Source organism: Pseudomyxococcus flavus, assembly GCF_050038885.1.
In the GTDB taxonomy this organism is placed as follows: Bacteria; Myxococcota; Myxococcia; order Myxococcales; family Myxococcaceae; genus Myxococcus; species Myxococcus flavus.
The window spans coordinates 4,087,911-4,107,817 of sequence record NZ_CP143624.1; the positions used below are offsets into that span (position 1 = coordinate 4,087,911).

Consider the following 19,907-nt stretch of genomic DNA (forward strand, 5'->3'; position numbering starts at 1 on the left):
CGTCTCTCCCGCGAGGCATCACCCGAGCCAAGGTTGGAGACGGGCAGCCCGGCTCGGGATTGGGGTGTATCCCAGTGGTAGTATCTCTTTCATCCCGCTTCTTCGAGGCGGGCGTACCTGGCCGGGGGGGCTCTGGTGATGAACAGGCCCGTGCAGTCTCTTCCGGACATGGTGGATGCCCTTCGAGAGGACATCGCCCGGCGTTGGACCGTGGGCGTGGGCACCGCGCTCGGGCCGCTCGCGCCGCTGGCGAGCGCGGACCCCGCTGGGTTCCGGCGGTTCATCGAGGAACTGGGGCCGCTGCTTCGGACCTCCCCTGGAGAGGCGCGCCTGGCGAAGGCGCGCGACCTGGGGCGCGAGCATGGACGCGAGTGCTACCTGGCGGGCTTCAGCATCGGGGCACTGGTCCTCAAGTTCGGCACGCTGCGCAGCGCCATCTTGGACAGCCTGGAGGCCATGGGCTGGGCTCCCTCGCTGGCGGAGCTCCGCGTCCTGGGGGAGGTGCTGGATGTGAGCACCCAGGAGGCGGTGGGGCAGTCCTCCCTGGAGGACGAGCGCACCGCGCGCGTCTCGGGCGCCTGGCTGCATGGCCTGCTGGACCACTCGCCGACGGTCGTCTACGCCAAGGACACGGAGGGCAGGTACCTCTACGTGAACCACAGCTTCGAGAAGGCGTCCGGCAGGTTCCGGCGCGATATCGTGGGCCGCACGGACCTCGAGGTATTCGGCGCGGAGATCGCGCGGGCCTTCGTCGAAAACGACGTTCGGGTCCTGGCCACCGGGCAGCAGCTCACCACCGACGAGCACGTGGTCCTCCCGGACGGGGTGCATGTCTTCCAGACCATCAAGTTCCCCTTGCCCGACGCGCAGGGCCGCATCGTGGGCGTGTGCGGCTTCTCCACGGACTTCACCGAGGCGAAGCGCCTCGAGCGCGAGCGGGACGAGGCGCGCGAGCACCTGCGTCGCATCGTCACCCAGTTGCCCGTCATCCTCTGGGCCACGGATGCGCGGGGCATCATCACGCTCTTCGAGGGCGAGCGGCTGAGCGCGCTGGGGCTGGAGCGCGGGGCGTACGTGGGCCGCTCCGCCTACGACGTGTACCGGGACCGCCCGGACCTGCTGGCCGCGACGATGCGTGCCCAGGAGGGCCAGTCCTTCATCCTGGAAGTGGAGATGAACGGCTCCTGGTTCATGACGGGCGTCTCCCCCGTCGTCGGCCCCGACGGCCGGGTGATGAGCGTGGCGGGCGTCTCGCTGGACATCAGCGAGCGCCGGCGCGCCGAGGAGGTACTGCGCCAGTCGGAGACGCGGTATCGGCTGGCCACGCTGGCGACCAGTGACGTCATCTATGACTGGGACTTCGCCTCCGGCCACATCGAGTGGAGCGAGCTGGCGGCCGTCCAGTTCCGGCTGCCGCCTGGGGGGCCGGCGCTCGACTTCCATGGGTGGACCGAGCGCATCCATCCGGAGGACCGGGAGCGGGTGGCGCGTGACATCCAGACGGTCATCGAACAGGGCGCCAGCCTCTGGACGGATGAGTACCGCTTCCTGCGGGGCGACGGTACCTGGGCCGTCATCGCCGACCGGGGGCAGGTGGTGCGCGACGCGGAAGGCCGCGCGGTGCGGATGGTGGGCGCCATGCAGGACGTCACCGAGCGGCGCGCCACCGAGCAGGAGGCGAAGCGGCGGGCGGAGTTCGAGCAGCTCCTCATCGGCATCGTCAGCCACGACCTGCGCAATCCACTCTCCGCCATCAGCATGTCCGCCACCGCGATGCTGCGGCGGGACGGCCTGGACGAGCGGCATCGCAAGGGCGTGAGCCGCATCCTCTCCAGCGCGGAGCGCGCCACGCGGATGTTGAGGGACCTGCTCGACTTCACCCAGGCCCGTCTGGGGGGCGGCATCCCCCTGCAGCCCCGCCGGGTGGACCTGCACGAGCTGACGCGGCACGTGGTGGAGGAGGTCCGGCTCGCGCGGCCGGAGCGGACGCTGGAGCTGGAGTGCCGAGGCGACGGCCATGGCCTGTGGGACGCGGACCGGCTGGCGCAGGTCATCACCAACCTGGTCAACAACGCGCTCAACTACAGCCCTGAGCGCTGCGCGGTGCGGGTGCGCACGCATGGGGTGCGCGACAGCGTGTTGTTGACCGTCCACAACCAGGGCGGCCCCATCGACCCGGAGCTGCGGACCCGCCTGTTCGAGCCCATGAAGCGCCCCGAGCGCAAGGGCTCACGTGGAGGGCTGGGGCTGGGCCTCTTCATCGTGAAACACATCGTCGATGCGCACGGCGGCACGGTTCGCGTGCACTCCACGGAGCAGGACGGGACGACCTTCATGGTCCGCCTGCCCCGGGGGATACTGGCCTCCTCGGGTGACGCCACGGCCCTTGCTCCAGGGGAGCAGCCCGGCTAGCACTGGGTCCGTGGTGACACATCTCCCCTGGAGGGTTTCATGAAGAAGGTCCTCATCGGCGTGGGCATCGGCTGCGGTGTCTTCATCCTGGCGGGCATCGGCCTGGTGCTGGCGGGCGGCATCTGGGCGAAGAAGACGTTTGGCGGCAGCATCGAAGCCGTCCAGAAGATGCAGTCGCAGGAGCAGGAGCTGCAGCAGCTCAACGCCGCCAATCCCTTCACGCCGCCCCCGGAGGGGCAGGTGCTGCCGCTGGACGAGAAGCGGCTGTTGGCCTACCTGTCGGTGCGTGAGTCGGCGCTGCCGGCCTTCAAGGACTTCGAGGCGAAGTCCAAGGAGTTCGAGGCGAAGCACGAGGCCAATGGGGACAAGAATCCCGGCTTCGACGCGACCATGGACGCGGCGAACATGTTCGTCACGTTGATGGCGGACGTGCGGACGGCGTACATCGCCGCGCTCAAGGCGCAGGGGATGTCTCCCGCCGAGTTCCAGAGCATCACCACCACCGTCTATGCCTCCATGGTGGCTGACAGCACGGACCAGATTCGCAACATGGCCGAGCAGGGCAAGAAGATGATGGTCACCCAGCTGGCCGAGGTGGACAAGCGCCTGGCGGACGGCTCGCTCACCGACGCGGAGCGCTCGCAGCTGGAGGAGTCCCGCGCGCAGCTCCAGGAGACGCTGGACTCGATTGAGGAGAGCAGCGCCAACAACGACGCGGAGCCGCTGTCCGAGGCGTCCAAGAAGGCGGCCGCCGCCAACGTGGAGCTGCTGAAGAAGCACAAGGACCGGGTGGAGCTGATGGCCAACGTGGCCTTCGACGGCTTCGTGCTGGGGGGCGCGGGCGCCGAAGGCGCGCCGGCCGCGGACCTGGAGGAGTAAGCGGCGCCTTCGTCTCCGCGGACTCCCGGCTCAGGCCTCCCGTTCCCGGCGAGGCTGGGCCGGGAGGCTTTCCTTGCGTGCGTCTCTTCGTCGGGCCCGCTGGCTGGCCCACACCGCCGCGCCGATGAGCACGACGATGACGAGCACGGACGCCATCGGGGGGACGTGGAGCCACGGCTCCAGCACCATCTTCAGCCCCGCGAACGCCAGCACGCCGGCCAGGCCGTAGTGCAGGTAGCGCAGCTGGCCCACGGTGCCCGCGAGCACCAGGTAGAGCGCGCGCAGCCCCAGGATGGCGAAGGCGTTGGAGCTGTAGAGGATGAAGGTCTGGTCGGTTATCGCGAAGGCCGCGGGCACCGAGTCCACCGCGAACACGATGTCCGTCAGCTCCAGGCCCAGCAGGGCCAGCAGCAGGGGCGTGGCGACGCGCCGCCCGTCCGCGAGCCGGACGATGAAGGACTTGTCGTGGAGCTCGTGGGTCACCGGCAGGCGCTTCGCGAGCCAGCGGACGGCCTTGTTGTCGGACTGCTCGGAGGGGTCCTCGCGCAGCACGCGCCAGGCGGTGAAGAGCAGGATGCCGCCGAAGACGTAGGACACCCAACCCCAGCGCTCCATGGCCGCCGCGCCCACGAAGATGAAGAGCGCGCGGAAGACGAGCGCGCCGAAGATGCCCAGGAAGAGCACCTGGTGCTGGACGCGCGGGGGGATGGCCAGGCTGCGGAAGATGACGAGGAAGACGAAGACGTTGTCCAGGCTGAGGCTCTTCTCGATGAAGTAGGCCGCCAGATATTCCTGCGCGGCCCGGGCCCCCAGCACCCGCCAGATGAGGACGTCGAAGAGCAGGCCCGCGGCAATCCAGATGACGCTCCAGACGATGGCGGCGCGGTGGGACTCGCCGTGCCGCCCGCGATGGGCGAGCAGGTCCACCGCGAGCAGCACCAGCACCGCGGCCCAGAAGACCATCCACATCCACGGCGGCACGTTCGGCATGGCGGGGTCAACCTATGCATGTCTCCGTGCGAGCGTTCTCGGATGCGCCATGGGGCATGCACGGCCAGGGTCGCCACGGGGCGCCTGCCGTGCGCTCGCCCGGCCTCTTCCCCCGCGGCGCGGTATGTGAGCGCGTGGCCTGCCCCGCTCCTCGCGAGGAGCGTGTTCATTCGAGGTGGTAGTTGAATGGAAGCTCGACGGTGATGTTGCCGCCGAGCGAGGGAGGCGGCGGGGGGAAGGGCGCCGCCTGTCGCACCGCGTCCTGCGCGGCTTCACACAGGATGGGATGGGGGCAGGGGCCCCGTACGCTCAGGGCGACCAACTGGCCCTGCACCCCCACGGTGATGCGCAGCATGAGCTGGCCCTCGATGCCTGCCATCCGGGCCTCTTGGGGATAGGGCAGGTCCTCGAAGCGGTCGCGGAACATCTGCTCGAAGTAGCGCCGCTCATCGGCGGCCCGGGTATCCGGCGGCGGAGGAGGCGGCGCTTCGAGCAGCAGGCCCGCGGCGCCGGGGCCCAGGGAGCGCTGCATCACGCCCGCCACGGCGCGGCCCGCCAGGCTCCCGGGGCCGCTCGGCGCGCCGCTCGCGGGCGCTCCGGCGGACAGGGGCTCCCCCTCGCGCAGCGCTGTCGCCGCGTCGTGTGGCTCGGCCTCGCGTGACGCTGTCGCCGTGTCGTGTGGCTTGTCTTCGCGTGACGCTGTCGCCGTGTCGTGTGGCTCGGCCTTGCGTGACGCGGCTGTGGTGTCGTGCGGCTCGGCCTCGCGAGGCACCCTCATGGTGTCGTGTGGCCTGGTCGCGGGCACCGGCGGGCGGAAGGGCCTGGGCCTGCGCGCGGCACGGGGGCGTGGCGGAGTGGGGCTCGGAGATGCGGCGGGGGCTCCAGCACGGGGTGGCGCGGGCGGAGCCGTCAGCCGGAGCACCAGCACTTCGCCATGCGTCGCCGAACCCTCCAGGCGTCGCGGCGCGCCGTGCCAGCGCGAGGCCACGCCGAGGAGCGCGGCCGCATGAAGTCCCAGGGCCACCAGCACCAAGCCCAGGAGGCGCTTGCGGCGTCCGGCCAGCGCCGCATGGGGACGGAGGACGGAGGCGAACAGCGCTGCCTCCGGCGCGCGGTCCTTCGCTCCTGCATCCGGCATGGTGCTCCCCCTCCACGTCGCGCACCCCCAGGGGGTAGTGGCACGGCGTCCCCGCGTGAAGCGGACGGGCGCCCCGGGCCTGTGCGGCGGTCTCCACTGCGTCCCGGGGATGTCGGCGGGGCTTCAACGCCGGCGCACCGGGGGGAGGGGTTTACGCCTTCCGGAAGACCACGGTGAGGTTGTTGCTGGGCATGTCGACCACGCGCGTGCGCTCCAGGCCGTGGAGGGCGGCCTCGGTGGTGACGGCCTCCAGCGTCCTCACGCCCCACGCCGGGTTCCTGGCGCGGAGGGAGGCATCGAACTCGAGGTTGCTCGGTGCCGTCTCCCGGCCCTCGACGAAGTAGGGGCCGTAGAGGATGAGCAGCCCGCCTGGCGGCAGCACCCGGCTCGCGCCGCGCATCAGTCCCTGGCACGCCGCCCAGGGGCTGATGTGAATCATGTTCACGTTGAGGACGACGTCCGCCTGTGTCTCGGGCCAGGACTCCGCGCTCGCGTCGAGCCGGCGCGGCGGCAGCAGGTTGGGCAGGGCTTCTGCTTCACGCCAGGACTCGATGCTCTCCAGGGAGTCGGCGTCCACGTCGGTGGGCTGCCAGGTGAGGTGGGGCAGCGCGCGAGCAAACCAGGCCGCGTGCTGGCCGGTGCCGCTGGCCACCTCCAGCACGCGACCGGAGGCGGGGAGGACCTCGCGAAGGACGGCGAGCAGGGGCTCGCGATTGCGTTCCGTGGCCGGGGCATGACGCTTCATCCCCCGGGTTTCGCACATCCGCCGCGTTCCGCGCGAGGGGCGGGTGGCGTACCTTCTGGCCATGCCTCGATGGTTCAACACCGCCGGCCCGTGCGAGCCGGCCGACCACTACATGTTGCCGGCCCTGCGGCGGCTGCCCGAGGTGCAGCACCTCATCGACCAGCGGAGCTACTTCGTCGTTCATGCCCCCCGGCAGGTGGGAAAGACGACGGCCCTGCTGTCGCTCGCCCGGGAGCTCACCCACGAAGGGCGTCATGTGGCCGTCCTGGTGTCCATGGAGGTGGGCGCGGGTTTCCCCCAGGACATCGGCGCGGCCGAGGCCGCTGTCCTTCAGAGCTGGCGTGCCGCGGCGCGTGCGCAGCTGCCTTCCGAGGCGTTGCCTCCTGCGTTCCCGGAAGTGCCTCCTGGCAGCCGTATCAGCGCCGCGCTCGAGGCATGGGCCGTCGCGGTGGCGCCGCGCCCGCTGGTTGTCTTCCTGGACGAAATCGATGCCCTGCGCGGGGACGTCCTCGTATCGGTCCTGCGCCAGCTCCGGGATGGCTATCGGAATCGGCCGGGGCACTTCCCATCGTCGCTGGCGCTCGTCGGGCTCCGGGACGTCCGCGATTACAAGGTGGATGCCACCGCACACGACCGGTTGGGCACGTCCAGCCCGTTCAACATCAAGGTCGAGTCCCTCACGCTCAGAAACTTCACTCGCGACGAGGTGGCCGACCTCTATCAGCAGCACACCGAGGACACGGGCCAGACCTTCCTGCAGGAGGCCGTGGACCGCGCGTACTACTGGAGCCAGGGGCAGCCGTGGCTGGTCAACGCATTGGCGCGTCAGATGGTGGAGCGCCTGGTGCCAGAGCGGGGGCAACCCCTGACGGTAGCGCATGTCGATGCGGCGAAGGAGCTGCTCCTCCGGCGTCAAGACACCCACCTGGACAGCCTGGCGGAGCGGCTGCGTGAGCCGCGGGTACGGCGCATCATCGAGCCCATGCTCGCCGGGCTGACGCTGGGCGATGTCGCCGAGGACGACCTCCGCTTCGTCCAGGACCTGGGATTGGTTCGCATGGCGGCGACGGGTGGCCTGGAGATTGCCAACCCCCTCTACCGGGAGGTCATCCCCCGCGTGTTGGCGAACACGGCGGTGGCGTCCTTGCCTCCGCTGACGTCGGCGCCCTGGCTGCGGGCCGACGGCCGGCTGGACATGGAGCGGCTCATGGAGGCATTCCTCGCCTTCTGGCGGCAGCATGGACAGCCATTGTTGGGCACCGCGCCCTACCATGAGGTCGCGCCCCATCTGGTGCTGATGGCTTTCCTGCACCGCGTCGCCAATGGCGGCGGGACGCTGGAGCGCGAGTATGCCATTGGCACCGGACGCATGGACCTTTGCTTGCGGCATGGGCCAGATACCCTGGCCTTCGAGCTGAAGGTGTGGCGAGACGGGGAGAAGGACCCACTGGCGGAGGGGCTGGCGCAGCTCGATGGCTACCTGTCGGGCCTGGGGCTCGACACCGGGTGGCTGGTCATCTTCGACCGGCGCGGCGGCCAGCCGCCCATCGCGGAGCGTACGCATGCCAGCCGAGCAGTGACGCCCGCGGGGCGTCAGGTCTCCGTGGTGCGAGCCTGACGACGGCGCCTGCCCGAGCAGGCCCGGCGGACCGCCCGCGGACCGTGACACCTCGGGGAGGCGAGGTGCGCGGCTTACTCCGGCTGCCAGCGCTCGACGCGCTCCGCCTCCGATGTGCCCTGTGCCACCCGGTACAGCGCCACCGTGCGTGCGCCCGACAGTGCGTCCACGGTGTGGTGCACGATGAGCGGCGCCACGGGGACGCCGGGAAGCGCGGCCCGCACCCGCTGGAGCGCGGCGTCGGGCGTCGGTGCTTCGAGCACGCCCACCGTGCCGTGTCCCGTCATCGCCGTGTTGACGAGCAGCTGCAGTTCCTCGTCCGTGCGGACCTCGTCCGCGAACACCAGGTCCGGGTCCTGCCGCAGGAACGCGCGGAGCGTGCCCACCATCGACATCTCACCTCCGAGCCGGACGATGCCGAAGCGCAGGTCGGTGGCGCGAGGCGCCTCCAGCGCGGCGAGCCCGCGCACGTCGTCCGGCAGCGCCTCGATGGCCGCATGGAGCGAGGTCGTCCGCCCCGAGCCCCGCGCTCCAGTGAAGAGCACCGGCTGTCCCTGGAAGAGCGTGTCGAGCTGGAGGAAGCGCTCCGACAGGAAGGCGGCCTCCTCGGCGGGCAGCGGCAGCGAGGAGAACGCGGGGAACGCGTCGCGCGTCCTCCGGTCCCTGGCCACGGAGATGACCCACGGGCCCAGCGCGCCCGGCTGGAAGACGACCCGGAACTCCACCTCCGGACTGCCGGCCTCGAAGGGGAAGGGAACGCTGCCGCGGTTCGGGCGTCGGGCATCGGCTCCGCGCTTCGCGAGCGCCGCCATCGCCTCCGTGAGCGGCCCGTGGAGCGACAGGTCCAGGGCGTGCCGCACCGCGCGCTTCTCCGCGCCAATCAGCCCCGGCTGCGCCGACGCATCCGGGACGTCATAGAAGAAGCTGAGGCCCGCGGCGTCCTGGCCGTCCTCGAGCGTGTCGGCCCACACCGAGAAGTGCGCCGCCTGCGTCTGCCCGGCGATGGCGTAGAGCGCCCGCGCGGCTTCATCGAAAGTTTGCGCTGCGGGCGGCGCGGCGACGGCGAGGCCCTCCCGGGCCAGGGCGTCGAGCAGTCCAGCCATCACGGTGGAGATGGGCGAGGGGGTCGGACTCATGATGTAACTCCGATGCGGATACGGCCCACTCTCTCACGGAAAGCCCGCCGAAGCGCCCATCCCATCAGGAGCTCGTCCATGCAACGACGCGTCGTCGCTCTCGTCCTCCTCGCTCTCGTGGCCACGGCGTGTTCGGATGACGCGGAGGACGGCCCGTCGGACAGTGGCACGCCGCCGGACGCGGGCCTGACGGACGCGGGGTCGGGCGATGCGGGCACGTCGGAGTGCGAGCCCTTCGGGCACTTCGGTCCTCCGGGCAACACGTTCACGCTCCCGGGCCCCAACGCCAACGGCGAGCTCTACGTCCCCGACGTGCAGGCGCGCTTCCCCGAGGTGGATTGGAGCACGCTGGACCGGCTCTACGTCCCGGCGGGGAACTACACGCTCATCAACCTGGGCAACCTGCCCCAGCGCAGCGCGTCCCGGCCCCTGGTCATCACCAACAGCGGCGGGCAGGTCGTCATGCGGCCCCGGCCGGGCAGCACGCAGGGCTACATCTGGTCCATGAGCGGCGGCTCCCACTGGGTGCTCACCGGCCGCTATGACCCGGAGTCGGGCACCGGCCATGTGGACTTCCCCGGCCACCGCTGCGGCGCCTACGCCACGTCGCGCGAGCGCTATGGCTTCCTGAGCGACGACGCCTTCCTGAGCGAGGGCCACATGGGGCTCGGCATCGGCGGCGCGCACAGCTTCGAGGTGGAGTTCATCGAAATCACCCGCGCCGGCTTCGCGGGCCTGCGCATCAACCGCTCGGGCTCGGGGGGCACCGTGCCGCCGCTCAATGATATCCGGCTGCACGACCTCTACATCCACGACACCGCCAGCGAGGGCATCTACTTCGGCTCCACCCAGGGCGCGCCCACGCCGCTGGGCTCCGGCCTCCAGGTCTACAACAACCGGCTGGTGCGCACCGGCACGGAGGCGCTCCAGCTCCAGAACCTGGGCGAGGGCGCGGACATCCACCACAACGTCATCGCCTACGGCGCCCTGGACTGGCGCGCCGCCTTCCAGCCGTACCAGGACCACAACGCGCAAGCCCAGGTGCGGGGCGGCCGCATCCGCTTCCACCACAACGTCTTCGTGGGCGGCGCCGCCGCGCTGCTGAACTTCTTCGTGGGCGCGGAGAGCGGGGACGCGCCGCTGAACGTCGAGTTCACCGACAACTACTTCGCGGACACGCTCAACCTCGGCATCTACGTGGGGGGCACCGCCGCGGACAGCGGCCGGCTGACGTGGGAGCGCAACGCCTTCCGGGGGCTGGACTTCGGCTACGCGGAGGTCTACCCCAGCACCACGGACCCCGGCGTCATCTTCGGGTTCGACAACCGCATCCGCTCGCCCGTCACGCTGAAGGACAACCGCTGGGAGGGCGGACGCCGGCTCACCCACGGGCTGAACGGGGGGAGTGGCACCTCGGGCGTGGTGACGGCCACGGGCAACGTGAATGGGGACATCGTCCCCCTCGCGTTCGTGGACACCGGCCTGCCCGCCGGCACGCCCACCCGGGCGCTGGAGCTGTGGACGGACCGGGCCACCCTGGCCCCGGGCGCGCCGGAGGTCACGTACGCGGCCGGCCGGCTGGTGATGCACGACGCGCAGCTCTACCGGGCCCGGCGGGCGAACACGAACAAGGTGCCCCCGGAGAACCCGTCCGACTGGGAGCGGCTGGCCCTCCCGGTGGACGACCTGCGCACGGCCCCTGGAACCGAGTGGGCGGAACGGGGCGTGGGCCTGCTGCCATGACTCCGCGTCCCGGGCTGGGGGGCGGAGCCGGACGTTCCCGCCGGGCCGGTGTGTTTCCCACCCGGCAATTCCCGGCCCCCGGGGCCGAGCGTGGGGGACGCCCCCGGGTGGCCCCTGGGGGGTACATTGGGGGCATGGTTCCACGGCAGGTGGACGGCTCGGGCGTTATCTCTGGCGTTACCGTCCCCCAAAGAGGAAAGTTCACCCAGGGCTCCCTGTCCTACCGGGCGAGCGGGCACTGGGATGCACTCCTGTGTCCGCGGGTTACACTGCCCGGCGTAGGTCCCAAGCAGGACGGGGCGCTTCACATCTGTGTACGGTCCCTTGTTGTCGCGGACCTGCCTGCCACACCTTTGGGTGGGCAGGCCTGAAACCCAATTCGGAGGAGAGTCACCATCATTCGCGAACAGAGAAGCAGCCGCGGCGGGAGCCGCGACCAGAGAACCAACCGCCGTATCCGTGCCCGTGAGGTCCGCGTCGTCGGTCCTGACGGCAGCCAGCTCGGGGTGATGCCCCTCGAGGCGGCCCTGGAACGCGCCCGGACCGAGGGGCTCGACCTCGTCGAGATCAGCCCCATGGCCAGTCCACCGGTCTGCAAGATCATGGACTACGGCAAGTTCAAGTACGAGGAGAAGAAGAAGGCCTCGGAAGCGAAGCGTGCCCAGGTCACGGTCCTGCTCAAGGAAGTGAAGCTCCGTCCGAAGACGGAAGAGCACGACTACGAGTTCAAGGTCCGCAACACCCGCCGGTTCATCGAGGACGGGAACAAGGCGAAGGTCGTCATCCAGTTCCGCGGGCGTGAAATCACGCACAAGGAGCAGGGCACGGCCATCCTCGAGGACGTGGCCAAGGACCTGAAGGACGTGGCCGTCGTGGAGCAGATGCCCCGCATGGAAGGGCGTCTGATGTTCATGATCCTCGCGCCCACGCCGAAGGTGGCCCAGAAGGCCCGCGAGCTGGTGCGCCAGGCCGCCGCCTCCGCCAAGCGGACGCCTCCGCCGGGAGCCCCGGGAGCGGGCAAGCCCGCGGCCGCCAGCGATGGCGCCGAGGAGAAGAAGGAAGCGCCGGCCGCAGCAGAGGCGCAGAGCCCGACGGCGCCATGAGGGATTGACGCCGACACGCGGTGGGCCGTGTCCTCCCACCGCGTGTGGCGCCTCTCGGATGTTGGGAATCCAAAGCTGTGGCTGGCGCACCACGGGCAGCCCGCCGGGCGCGGCTTCTCGCCCGCACGTCCTGCCCGAATCAGCGGGGTGTGCCTGCCTGGGAGGCTGGCAGGCGACTTGAAAAGGAGGGCGCTGCTGCCGCAGTCTGTCCGCTCGCGAACGCTCGCGGACCTCCTTTCCTCAAGGACGCGTGATGCTGCCTGTCCTCCTCGCCGTGTTGCTGGCGCAGTCTCCCGCGGCCAATGCCAATCCTCGTCAGCAGGGTGTGCCCATTGGCAAGGGCAAGACGATGCCCGTGGTCCGCCTGTCCGCGCCGTCGGGTGGCTGGACGGTGGACCGGATGATGCTCATCGAGGGCACCGTCAGCGACGCCACCATCGACCCGGTGGTGGTGTCCATCAACGGCGACCGCTACCTGATGCGCACGTACAACGGGCGCTTCAGCCGCAAGTTCCCCGCAGCCAGCGGGAAGAACGTCGTCACGGTGATGGCCACCAACCAGGCCGGCACCGCGCGCGCGCAGGCCACCAGCTACGCCCAGATTCCGCCGGTGCCCTTCAAGGTGGTCCTCACCAGCGACACCGACGGCGTCTACACCGACCTGCACGTCTATGAGCCCACCGACGCCAGCGCGGCGGGAGACACGCTCGACGTGCAGCAGATGGCGCACGTCTACTGGGCCGACACCGCGAGCCCCTCCGGTGGCACCTTCTTCCTCAACTCGCAGGGCGGTGACTTCGACCAGCCGGCGTACGGCCCCTACCTCTACATCCACCGCGCGCCGCCCAAGGGCGTGTACCTGGTGGCCACCAACTACTGGCCCAGCGGCGACAAGGCCCACACCGTGGCCACGCTCAACCTCGCGCTGTTCGAGGGCACGCCCAATGAGGTGCGCCGCATGGTGCGCATCCCCCTGGCCACGCCGGGCACCACCCGCGTGCTGGCCTGGGTGAACATGCTGGGTGACGGGCAGGCGGAGGTGTACGTGCCCTCGCAGGACCCGAAGCCCCAGCACGCCGCCTGGCCGAAGAACCTGGACGAGGCCCTCAAGGCGCTCCAGTCCAACGGCGGTGGCGAAGGCGAGTACTGACGCCTCCGTCCTCCGGGGCCTTCACGTCCATGCGCGTCCTGCCCGTCCTCCTGCTGCTGCATGCGTCCGCGCCCCATGCGTCTGGAACGGCCGGGGTGCGCCACGCGCCCGCTCCCGTGACCTCGGACGCCAAGCCCCGCGACGCGGAGTCGCCAACGCCAGCGGCGCGCGACGTGCTGCTCCGGCGGCTGGTGGCGCGCGTGGCGCTGGCGCAGGTGCGCAAGCAGGACGCCGCGTGGCACCCGGACCAGCGTGACTGCGCGGGCCTCATCCGCTTCGCCTTCCGCACCGCGTACAAGGAAGTGGCCCCCGAGCGCCTGTCCACGCCGCTGTGGCGCGATGGCCGGGGCCGCCCGTCGGACTTCGCGGACGCGGAGGTGCTCCTCCAGCACAGCTTCCAGCTCCTGGGCCGCGACGACGCCACGCGTGAGCGGCTGCGCACCGGTGACGTGCTCGCCTTCCGCCAGGAGCAGGACGCCGGCCCCATCTTCCACCTGATGCTGGTGGTGCGCCCGGAGGACCGGGCCCACGCGCCCGCGCGCGTCGTCTACCACCCGGGGGAGAAGGGCGCCGCGGTGCGCACCGGCGTCCTCCACCACCTGGCCACCGAGGCGCCGCTGGAGTGGCGCCCGGTGCCGCAGAACGCTTCCTTCCTCGGCTTCTTCCGCTTCAAGGAGTGGATGTCATGACATCTCCGAGCCAGCCTCCGAGCCCGTCGCCCAGGAGCGGCCCGCCCAAGGCGCTCCTCATCGGCCTGGTCACCGTCCTCGTGGGAGGCGCCGTGGCGGGCGCCTTCGTGCTGGGGCGCCGCAGCGGGCCGTCCGGTGACGGCGGCGGCACCGCCACGAACCTGCTGGGCGGGGAGCGTCAAGGGCCTCCCAGCGCGGGCGCCGGCGTGGAGGGCATGCCCGAGCCCGCGATGACGGCGCTGGAGGTGCCCGGCACCGCCGCGCCCTCCGCCCTCTGGGTGGACGTGCACCACCCCGGCAAGGTGCGCGACGCGCTGGCGGGGAACGCCTGGCTGCGCGAGCAGCTCCAGAAGCCGCTGGGGCAGGGCTTCGTCGGGGCGTGGGCCGCCTTCTTCGGCTCCACCGGCGAGGACCTCCAGGCGGGCTTCAAGGGCGCGGTGCTGGACCTCTTCGCGGGCCAGCTGCTGGACGCGCCCTTCCGCGTGACGTGGTTCGCCGGTGACGCGCGGGCCAGCACGCCCGCCTTCATCCTCCCCAGGCCGGGCCGGGCCGCGACATCCGCGTTCGAGGCGCTGGACGGCGTGGCCAGCCGCGGCGGTATGACGGCGCCGCACTGCCCCGGCGGCGACCGCGCCGCGTCCTACGAGATGAAGCGCTGGCTGGTGGCGGAGCAGACGCTGTGGGCGGGCCGGCTCCAGGACCGGCTGGTGCTCGCGCGCCACCCGGTGGCCGTGCTCCACGGCCTGTGCGCGGACCTGCCGGAGCTGGAGGCGAAGGACGGCGTCGACGTCGAGCTGGGCTACGACCCGGAAGCCTACGGCCGTGAGGTGCAGTTGCTGTCGAGCGTGGTGGGGCTGGCGCCGGGCACGCGGCTCCAGTTCGGCGTGGACGCGGGGCGGCTGGTGGGCCGGGGCATCGCGGGCGAGCTGATGGACGGCCCCGCGCGCCTGGACGCGGCGCCGCTGTCCGATGACCTGCTCAAGCTGGTGCCGGAGGACACGCCGGTGCTGCTGGCCTTCCAGCTCAAGCTGCCCGAGTCGCTGGATGCGCAGACGCTCAAGGCCTACTGGGAGGAGGGCGGCGGCAAGGGCCCCACGCGCACGCGGCAGGTGGCGCTGGTGTGGACGCCGCGCGGGGATGCGTCGCTGCCCGTGGAGCTCGCGGTGCTGTGGGGCCGCACCGAGGACGCGGCCGCGCTGGAGGGCCTGTTCTCCGGTGGCTACAACAAGCTGGTGCGCGGCACCCACTGCAACCACGTGGTGCTGGCGTCCAGTGAGGCGGAGCTGGAGCGCCTGCGCAAGGCCTGCGCGGGCCAGCAGCCCAACATGCTCAACGCGGCGGGCCCGGTGGTGGCGGGGCTGCGCGCGCCCACCTCGGTGGCCTTCGGGGTGAACACGGGCCGGCTGCTCAGCGGGCTCACCATGGATGGGTACCTGTCCGAGTTCCGGGTCAGCCGCGGCGCGCCCATGCCGAGCGCGGCGCCCCCGGAAATCGAAGCGGCGCGGCGCGACCTGGAGTCGCTGCCGTACCTGGGCCTGCGCGGCACCGTGCAGGGCGATTCGCTGGTTCCTGGAGGTTTCGGGTCATGAAGAGCGTCATCCGACTGGCGGCCCTGTCCGCGCTCGTGCTTTCCGGCATGGCCCTGGCCAAGCCGCTCTACATCACCGTGCCGCGCTCCTATGGCAGCCAGGAGCCGGTGGCGGTGGACGTCGCCTTCGAGGACAAGGGCCCCGTCGAGCTGCGCGTCCTCCAGCCCGAGAACCTGGACGCCTTCATCCGCGCGCAGGGGGACTTGCGGCGCGCGTACCAGACGCCGCCCACGCTGAAGAACCCGGGCCGCGCGCTCAGCCGGGGCTTCAACGCGGTGCGCACGCCGGGCATGTTCCTGCTCGACGCGCTCAACCCCGGCTTCCGCGACGTGGTGGGCGACGTGCTGCCCCGTCCGCCGGAGGTGCCCGGCTCGGGCGAGCCGCTGGCCACGGTGGCCGAGGGACCGGAGCGCCTGGTGGGCGTGCCCCCGGGCTTCAAGGTGGCGCGCAGCCAGTGGCTGAACCTGGACCTGGGCGGCGCCGAGCGCGACTTCAACGTCCCCGGCTTCTACGCCAGTGGCCCCAGCGGCTTCCAGGAGCGCCGGGTCACGCTGGCGCCGCTGCCCGCGGGCACCTACGTGCTCCAGCTGGTGCAGGGCCGCGTGGAGGGGCAGGTGGTGCTGGTCGTCAGCGACCTGACGGTGCAGCTCAAGCAGACGGATGGCCAGGTGCTGGTGCGCGTGGCGGGGCGGGACCAGAAGCCGCGCGCGGGCGCCGAGGTGCAGGTGTACCTGCCCAAGGGCAAGGGCCCCGCGGGGAAGACGAACGAGAAGGGCGAGGTGACGCTGGAGGTGTCGGAGCCGCGCATCATCGCCACCGCGACGGTGGGTGGTGACACGGCCATCGTCGATACGGACTTCTACTCCGCGCTGGCGGTGGCGCCGGACGTGTTCATCTACAGCGACCGGCCCATCTACAAGCCGGGCCACGAGGTGAAGTTCCGGGGCGTGGTGCGCCAGCCGGACACCTTCCTCGCGCGCCTCTTCACGCCGAAGAAGCGCGAGGTGACGGTGAAGCTCGTCTCGCAGGAGGGCCGCGCCCTCACCACGCGCGCCGCGGTGGACGCGTTCGGCGCCTTCCACGGCACGCTGAAGGTGCCGGAGGACCTGGGCACCGGCGTGCTGCGCGTGGAGGCGGAGGTGGACGGGCAGCCGCACCAGGGCGAGGCCCGCGTGCAGGACTACGTGAAGCCCACCTTCTATCTGGAGATGGAGCCCGCGTCGGAGACGGTGGTGCCCGGGCAGACGCTGCGCGCGAAGGTGCGGGCCCGCCGCTATGCCGGCGGCACGCCCGACAACACGAAGTACGAGGTGTTCCTCTACCGCAGCCTGCTGGACGCGCCCGCCTGGGTGGATGACGCCGGCAAGGGCGGCCAGGGCAGTGACGTGACGTACGGCAGCGCCTCGACCACGGAGGGCAAGCTGAGCGTGCCGGAGCGGCTGTACTCCTCCGTGGAGGCGCGCGGCGCGTATGACGACCCGTGGTCCAGCGCCAGTGGCTTCGACGCCAACGGCGAGGCCGAAATCGAGGTGGCGGTGCCGGCGCTGGCCGCGGGCGAGGAGCGGCTGCCGTACCGGTACACGCTCACCGTGCGCGCGCGCGACGACCAGGAGACCTTTGCCAACGCCACGTCCGCCTTCTTCCTGTCGAAGGTGGAGGTGCTGGGCCTGGCGCGCTACTCCGACGCGGTGGTGGCCAAGAGCGGCGAGGCGACGCTGGCGGTGCGCGCCACCACGCTGGCGGGCAAGCCCTACGGCGTGACGCAGGGCGAGGTGGAGTTCGTGCTGCGCAAGGCGGACGGCGCGGAGAAGAGCCTGGGCAAGCGCTCCTTCTCCACGGCGGCGGACGGCACGCACCGCGAGAAGGTGCCCACATCGGAGGTGGGCACGGTGCTGGCGCGCGTGGTGGTGAAGGACAAGAACGGCGAGACGTGGCAGGGCGAGGAGTCCCTGCTCGTCATCGGCGGCGCGGACGAGCCGGTGGCGCGGGTGCCCAACCTGACGCTGGCCTCGCTGTCGGGGACGCTGGCGCCGGGGGACACCGCGAAGCTGGTGGCGCTGCTGCCGGACAGCTGGGGCTCGGGCGGCCGTGACGCGGGCCCGGTGTGGGTGACGCTCACGGGGGCCTCGCTCTACGACACGCAGGTGGTGGAGCTGACGGGCCGCACGCTGGTGCACAGCTTCAACGTGGAGAAGCGCTTCGGCAGCGCGGTGTACGCGTCCGTGGCGTACCCCACGGCCACCGGCCGCTGGGAGGAGCGCACGGTGGCCTTCCGCGTGATTCCGCGCGAGCGCACCCTCACGGTGGAGCTGCAGCCCCGCCGCGCGGAGGCCACGCCGCTCACCGAGCAGAGCATCGACGTGCGCGTGGTGGACCACGAGGGCCGCGGCGTGGTGGCGCAGCTGTCCGTGGGCGTGGTGGACAAGGCCGTCTACGCCATCCAGAGCGAGTTCCGGCCGAAGGTGCTCGACTTCTTCTACCCGCCGGCGCGCAACAACGTGTCCAACTTCTTCTCGTCGGAGTTCCAGGGCTACGGCTACGGCGAGGCCCTGGCGCGGAAGATGGCGGGGCTGCCGGACCACGCCTTCGCCTCCATCAAGCCGCCCAGCCGCCAGACGAAGGACCTGGAGCGCGACACCGCGCACTGGGACCCGGCGGTGGTGACGGACCGGGACGGGCGCGCCACGGTTCGCTTCAAGCTGCCCTCCAACCAGACGCTGTGGGTGGTGACGGCGGTGGCGGCGGACACCTCCGGCCGCTTCGGTGAGGGCACCGCCGAGTTCGCCACGCGCGGGGGCCTCAACCTCTACGCCGCGCTGCCGCAGTTCCTCCGCCAGGGCGACGAGGCGCTCGCCTCCGTGCGCCTGTCCGCGGGCGAGAAGTCGCCGGGAAGCCAGCTGTTGGACGTGAAGCTGGCGTCGCTGGGCGCGCTGACGGCGGACCAACTGGAGCACAAGGTGGAGCTGGCCAAGGGCGGTGAGCAGATGGTGCCGCTGACGCTCAAGGCCGCGTCCACGGGCGCCGCCCAGCTCGCGGTGAATGTGACGGGCGGCAAGGACCCGCTGAAGGACCTCAAGCGCTTCGAGGTGGCGCCGGCCGCGGTGGAGGACGTGGTGAAGGTGAGCGCCTGGGGCGGCGGCGCGCTGGAGGTGCCCGCGCCCAGGGAGGCGACGCTGTCCCGCGTGGAGCTGGTGCTCCAGCCGTCCATCGTGGACGCGGCGCTCTCCAACGTGCGCGAGCTGCTCACGTACCCGTACGGCTGCCTGGAGCAGCTGGTGTCCACCACCGTGCCCAACGTGGCGGTGTACCAGGTGCTCCAGAAGGCGGGGGCGCTGGCGAAGCTGGACACGGACACCCAGGCCCTGCTGGCCGAGGCCCGCAGCCGCTCGGTGCAGGGCACCGCGCGCATCCTCGACCTCGCGGTGAAGGGGGGCGGCTTTACCTGGTTCGGTGGCTACGAGACGCCGAGCCTGCCGCTGACGCTCATCGCGCTGGACGGCCTGGCCTACGCCGCCGAGGCGGGGCTGGTGGACCGCGCCGACCCGCGCATCGTGGAGAGCGCCCGCTGGCTGGAGGCGCAGGAGGGCCTGCCGCCCGAGTACGACGCCACCCGCGCCTACGTGCTGGCGCGCCTGGAGGGCGCCAAGCAGGCCGCGCGCGTGCGGGCGCTGGTGCAGGGCGCGGAGGGCGGAGATTTGTACCCGCTGGCCCTGGCGGTGCTGGCCGCGGAGAAGGCGGGCGTCATGAAGGAGCCCGCGCTCCAGTCCCAGATCAACGCGCTGGTGTCGCGCAGCGCGCAGGGTTACGCCACGCTGGCCTCCCTGACCCCGGGCCAGCCGCTGGAGCAGTCCGAGGCCTTCTTCCACTTCCCGCTGCGGCGCGTGGGCATGACGGCCATCACCGCGCACGCGGCCTCGTTCGGCACGCTGGACATCACCCGCGCCCGCCGCCGCATCCTGGAGCTGCTGTCCGAGCCGGACCTGTCCACCTTCGACCGGAGCACCGCGCTGCTGCACTCGCTGTGGCTGCTGGAGCGGGACGCGAAGGCGATGCAGGGCATGAAGGCGCCCGAGGTGAAGGGCGTGAAGGCGCCGGTGAAGTTCGCCCCGCGCGGCCTGGGGCTGGTGGCCGTGCTGGAGCCGGGCACGCGCACCGTGGACGTGGGCGGCTTCGACGGCGTGGCCACGCTGCGCGCCACCACGCTCACCCCGCTGTCCGCGGTGCAGCCGAAGGCGGCGGGCATGTCCATCCAGCGCGCCTACTACGTGCTGCGCGAGGGCGGGAAGGTGCGGCTGGAGGCGGGCGACACCGTGGCCCAGGGCGAGGAGGTCTACGTGGAGCTGACGCTGGACGCGCGCGGCGACAGCCGGGTGCGCTCCGCGTACTACGTGGTGGAGGACGCGGTGCCCGCGGGCTTCGTGCCGCTCCATGAGGACAAGGCCTTCCGCAGCCCGCCGCACTCGCTGCCCCTGGTGCCTGAGGCGCTCAAGCGCCGCGTGCTCGACCCGGAGCGGGCGACCTTCTTCTTCGAGGAGCCGGCGTGGTGGAGCGACAGCCCGCGCACCGTGGGCTACGTGCTGCGCGCGCAGTTCGCCGGCACCTTCTCCGCGCCGCCCGCGCACATCGAGGACATGTACGCCGCCAGCATCCACGGCCACACCGCCGCGGACGTGCTGAAGGTGGTGCCCTCGAAGAAGCGCCAGGGCGACCTGTAG

Annotated in this window: 13 protein-coding genes; 9 read left to right on the plus strand and 4 right to left on the minus strand. The window is 71.6% G+C overall.

What is annotated here, in order from left to right; genetic code table 11:
* The first annotated feature begins 150 nt into the window (after nt 1-150).
* Together VZL07_RS17200 and VZL07_RS17205 are read left to right on the plus strand one after the other, a co-directional pair.
* On the plus strand, nt 151-2,412 hold the full coding sequence (locus VZL07_RS17200; RefSeq protein WP_426756631.1) for a PAS domain-containing sensor histidine kinase: 2,262 nt from the start codon (nt 151-153) through the stop codon (nt 2,410-2,412).
* Between the two features lie 39 nt (nt 2,413-2,451).
* On the plus strand, nt 2,452-3,291 hold the full coding sequence (locus VZL07_RS17205; RefSeq protein ID WP_426756632.1) for a hypothetical protein: 840 nt from the start codon (nt 2,452-2,454) through the stop codon (nt 3,289-3,291).
* Nucleotides 3,292-3,321: 30 nt separating this feature from the next.
* Here the strand turns inward: VZL07_RS17205 and VZL07_RS17210 are convergent, their stop codons facing one another.
* The 3 genes from VZL07_RS17210 to VZL07_RS17220 all read right to left on the minus strand — a co-directional run bounded on the left by VZL07_RS17210 (nt 3,322) and on the right by VZL07_RS17220 (nt 6,164).
* Nucleotides 3,322-4,281 (minus strand): TerC/Alx family metal homeostasis membrane protein, encoded by a 960-nt coding sequence (locus tag VZL07_RS17210; protein WP_426756633.1) that lies wholly within the window; start codon nt 4,279-4,281, stop codon nt 3,322-3,324.
* A 166-nt stretch (nt 4,282-4,447) separates the two neighbouring features.
* On the minus strand, nt 4,448-5,419 hold the full coding sequence (locus VZL07_RS17215) for a TonB family protein (protein WP_426756634.1): 972 nt from the start codon (nt 5,417-5,419) through the stop codon (nt 4,448-4,450).
* 151 nt (nt 5,420-5,570) lie between these two features.
* A complete protein-coding gene (locus tag VZL07_RS17220) occupies nt 5,571-6,164 on the minus strand; it encodes a DUF938 domain-containing protein (RefSeq protein ID WP_426756635.1) in 594 nt (197 codons plus the stop codon).
* 43 nt (nt 6,165-6,207) lie between these two features.
* Here VZL07_RS17220 and VZL07_RS17225 point away from each other — a divergent pair, with 43 nt between their 5' ends.
* Nucleotides 6,208-7,782 (plus strand): ATP-binding protein, encoded by a 1,575-nt coding sequence (locus tag VZL07_RS17225; RefSeq protein WP_426756636.1) that lies wholly within the window; start codon nt 6,208-6,210, stop codon nt 7,780-7,782.
* Nucleotides 7,783-7,856: 74 nt separating this feature from the next.
* On the opposite strand, the gene VZL07_RS17230 is transcribed toward VZL07_RS17225, so the two are convergent.
* The gene (locus VZL07_RS17230) at nt 7,857-8,918 is read right to left on the minus strand and encodes an ATPase, T2SS/T4P/T4SS family (protein WP_426756637.1); all 1,062 of its coding nucleotides are present in this window, start codon (nt 8,916-8,918) and stop codon (nt 7,857-7,859) included.
* Nucleotides 8,919-8,996: 78 nt separating this feature from the next.
* Here VZL07_RS17230 and VZL07_RS17235 point away from each other — a divergent pair, with 78 nt between their 5' ends.
* From VZL07_RS17235 to VZL07_RS17260, 6 genes are all read left to right on the plus strand, one after another.
* Entirely contained in the window at nt 8,997-10,661 is a 1,665-nt protein-coding gene (locus tag VZL07_RS17235) for a carbohydrate-binding protein (RefSeq protein WP_426756638.1), read from the plus strand.
* A 395-nt stretch (nt 10,662-11,056) separates the two neighbouring features.
* A complete protein-coding gene (gene infC / locus VZL07_RS17240; protein WP_426757305.1) occupies nt 11,057-11,764 on the plus strand; it encodes a translation initiation factor IF-3 in 708 nt (235 codons plus the stop codon).
* Nucleotides 11,765-12,017: 253 nt separating this feature from the next.
* Nucleotides 12,018-12,914, plus strand: a complete 897-nt coding sequence (locus VZL07_RS17245; RefSeq protein WP_426756639.1) for a DUF2135 domain-containing protein — start codon at nt 12,018-12,020, stop codon at nt 12,912-12,914.
* Nucleotides 12,915-12,943: 29 nt separating this feature from the next.
* On the plus strand, nt 12,944-13,603 hold the full coding sequence (locus VZL07_RS17250; RefSeq protein WP_426756640.1) for a DUF1175 family protein: 660 nt from the start codon (nt 12,944-12,946) through the stop codon (nt 13,601-13,603).
* Nucleotides 13,600-15,192 carry a hypothetical protein gene (locus tag VZL07_RS17255; protein WP_426756641.1) on the plus strand — a complete coding sequence of 531 codons (1,593 nt, stop codon included), beginning with the start codon at nt 13,600-13,602 and terminating at the stop codon, nt 15,190-15,192. The genes VZL07_RS17250 and VZL07_RS17255 overlap by 4 nt, the downstream gene beginning before the upstream one ends.
* A complete protein-coding gene (locus VZL07_RS17260; RefSeq protein ID WP_426756642.1) occupies nt 15,189-19,907 on the plus strand; it encodes an MG2 domain-containing protein in 4,719 nt (1,572 codons plus the stop codon). The genes VZL07_RS17255 and VZL07_RS17260 overlap by 4 nt, the downstream gene beginning before the upstream one ends.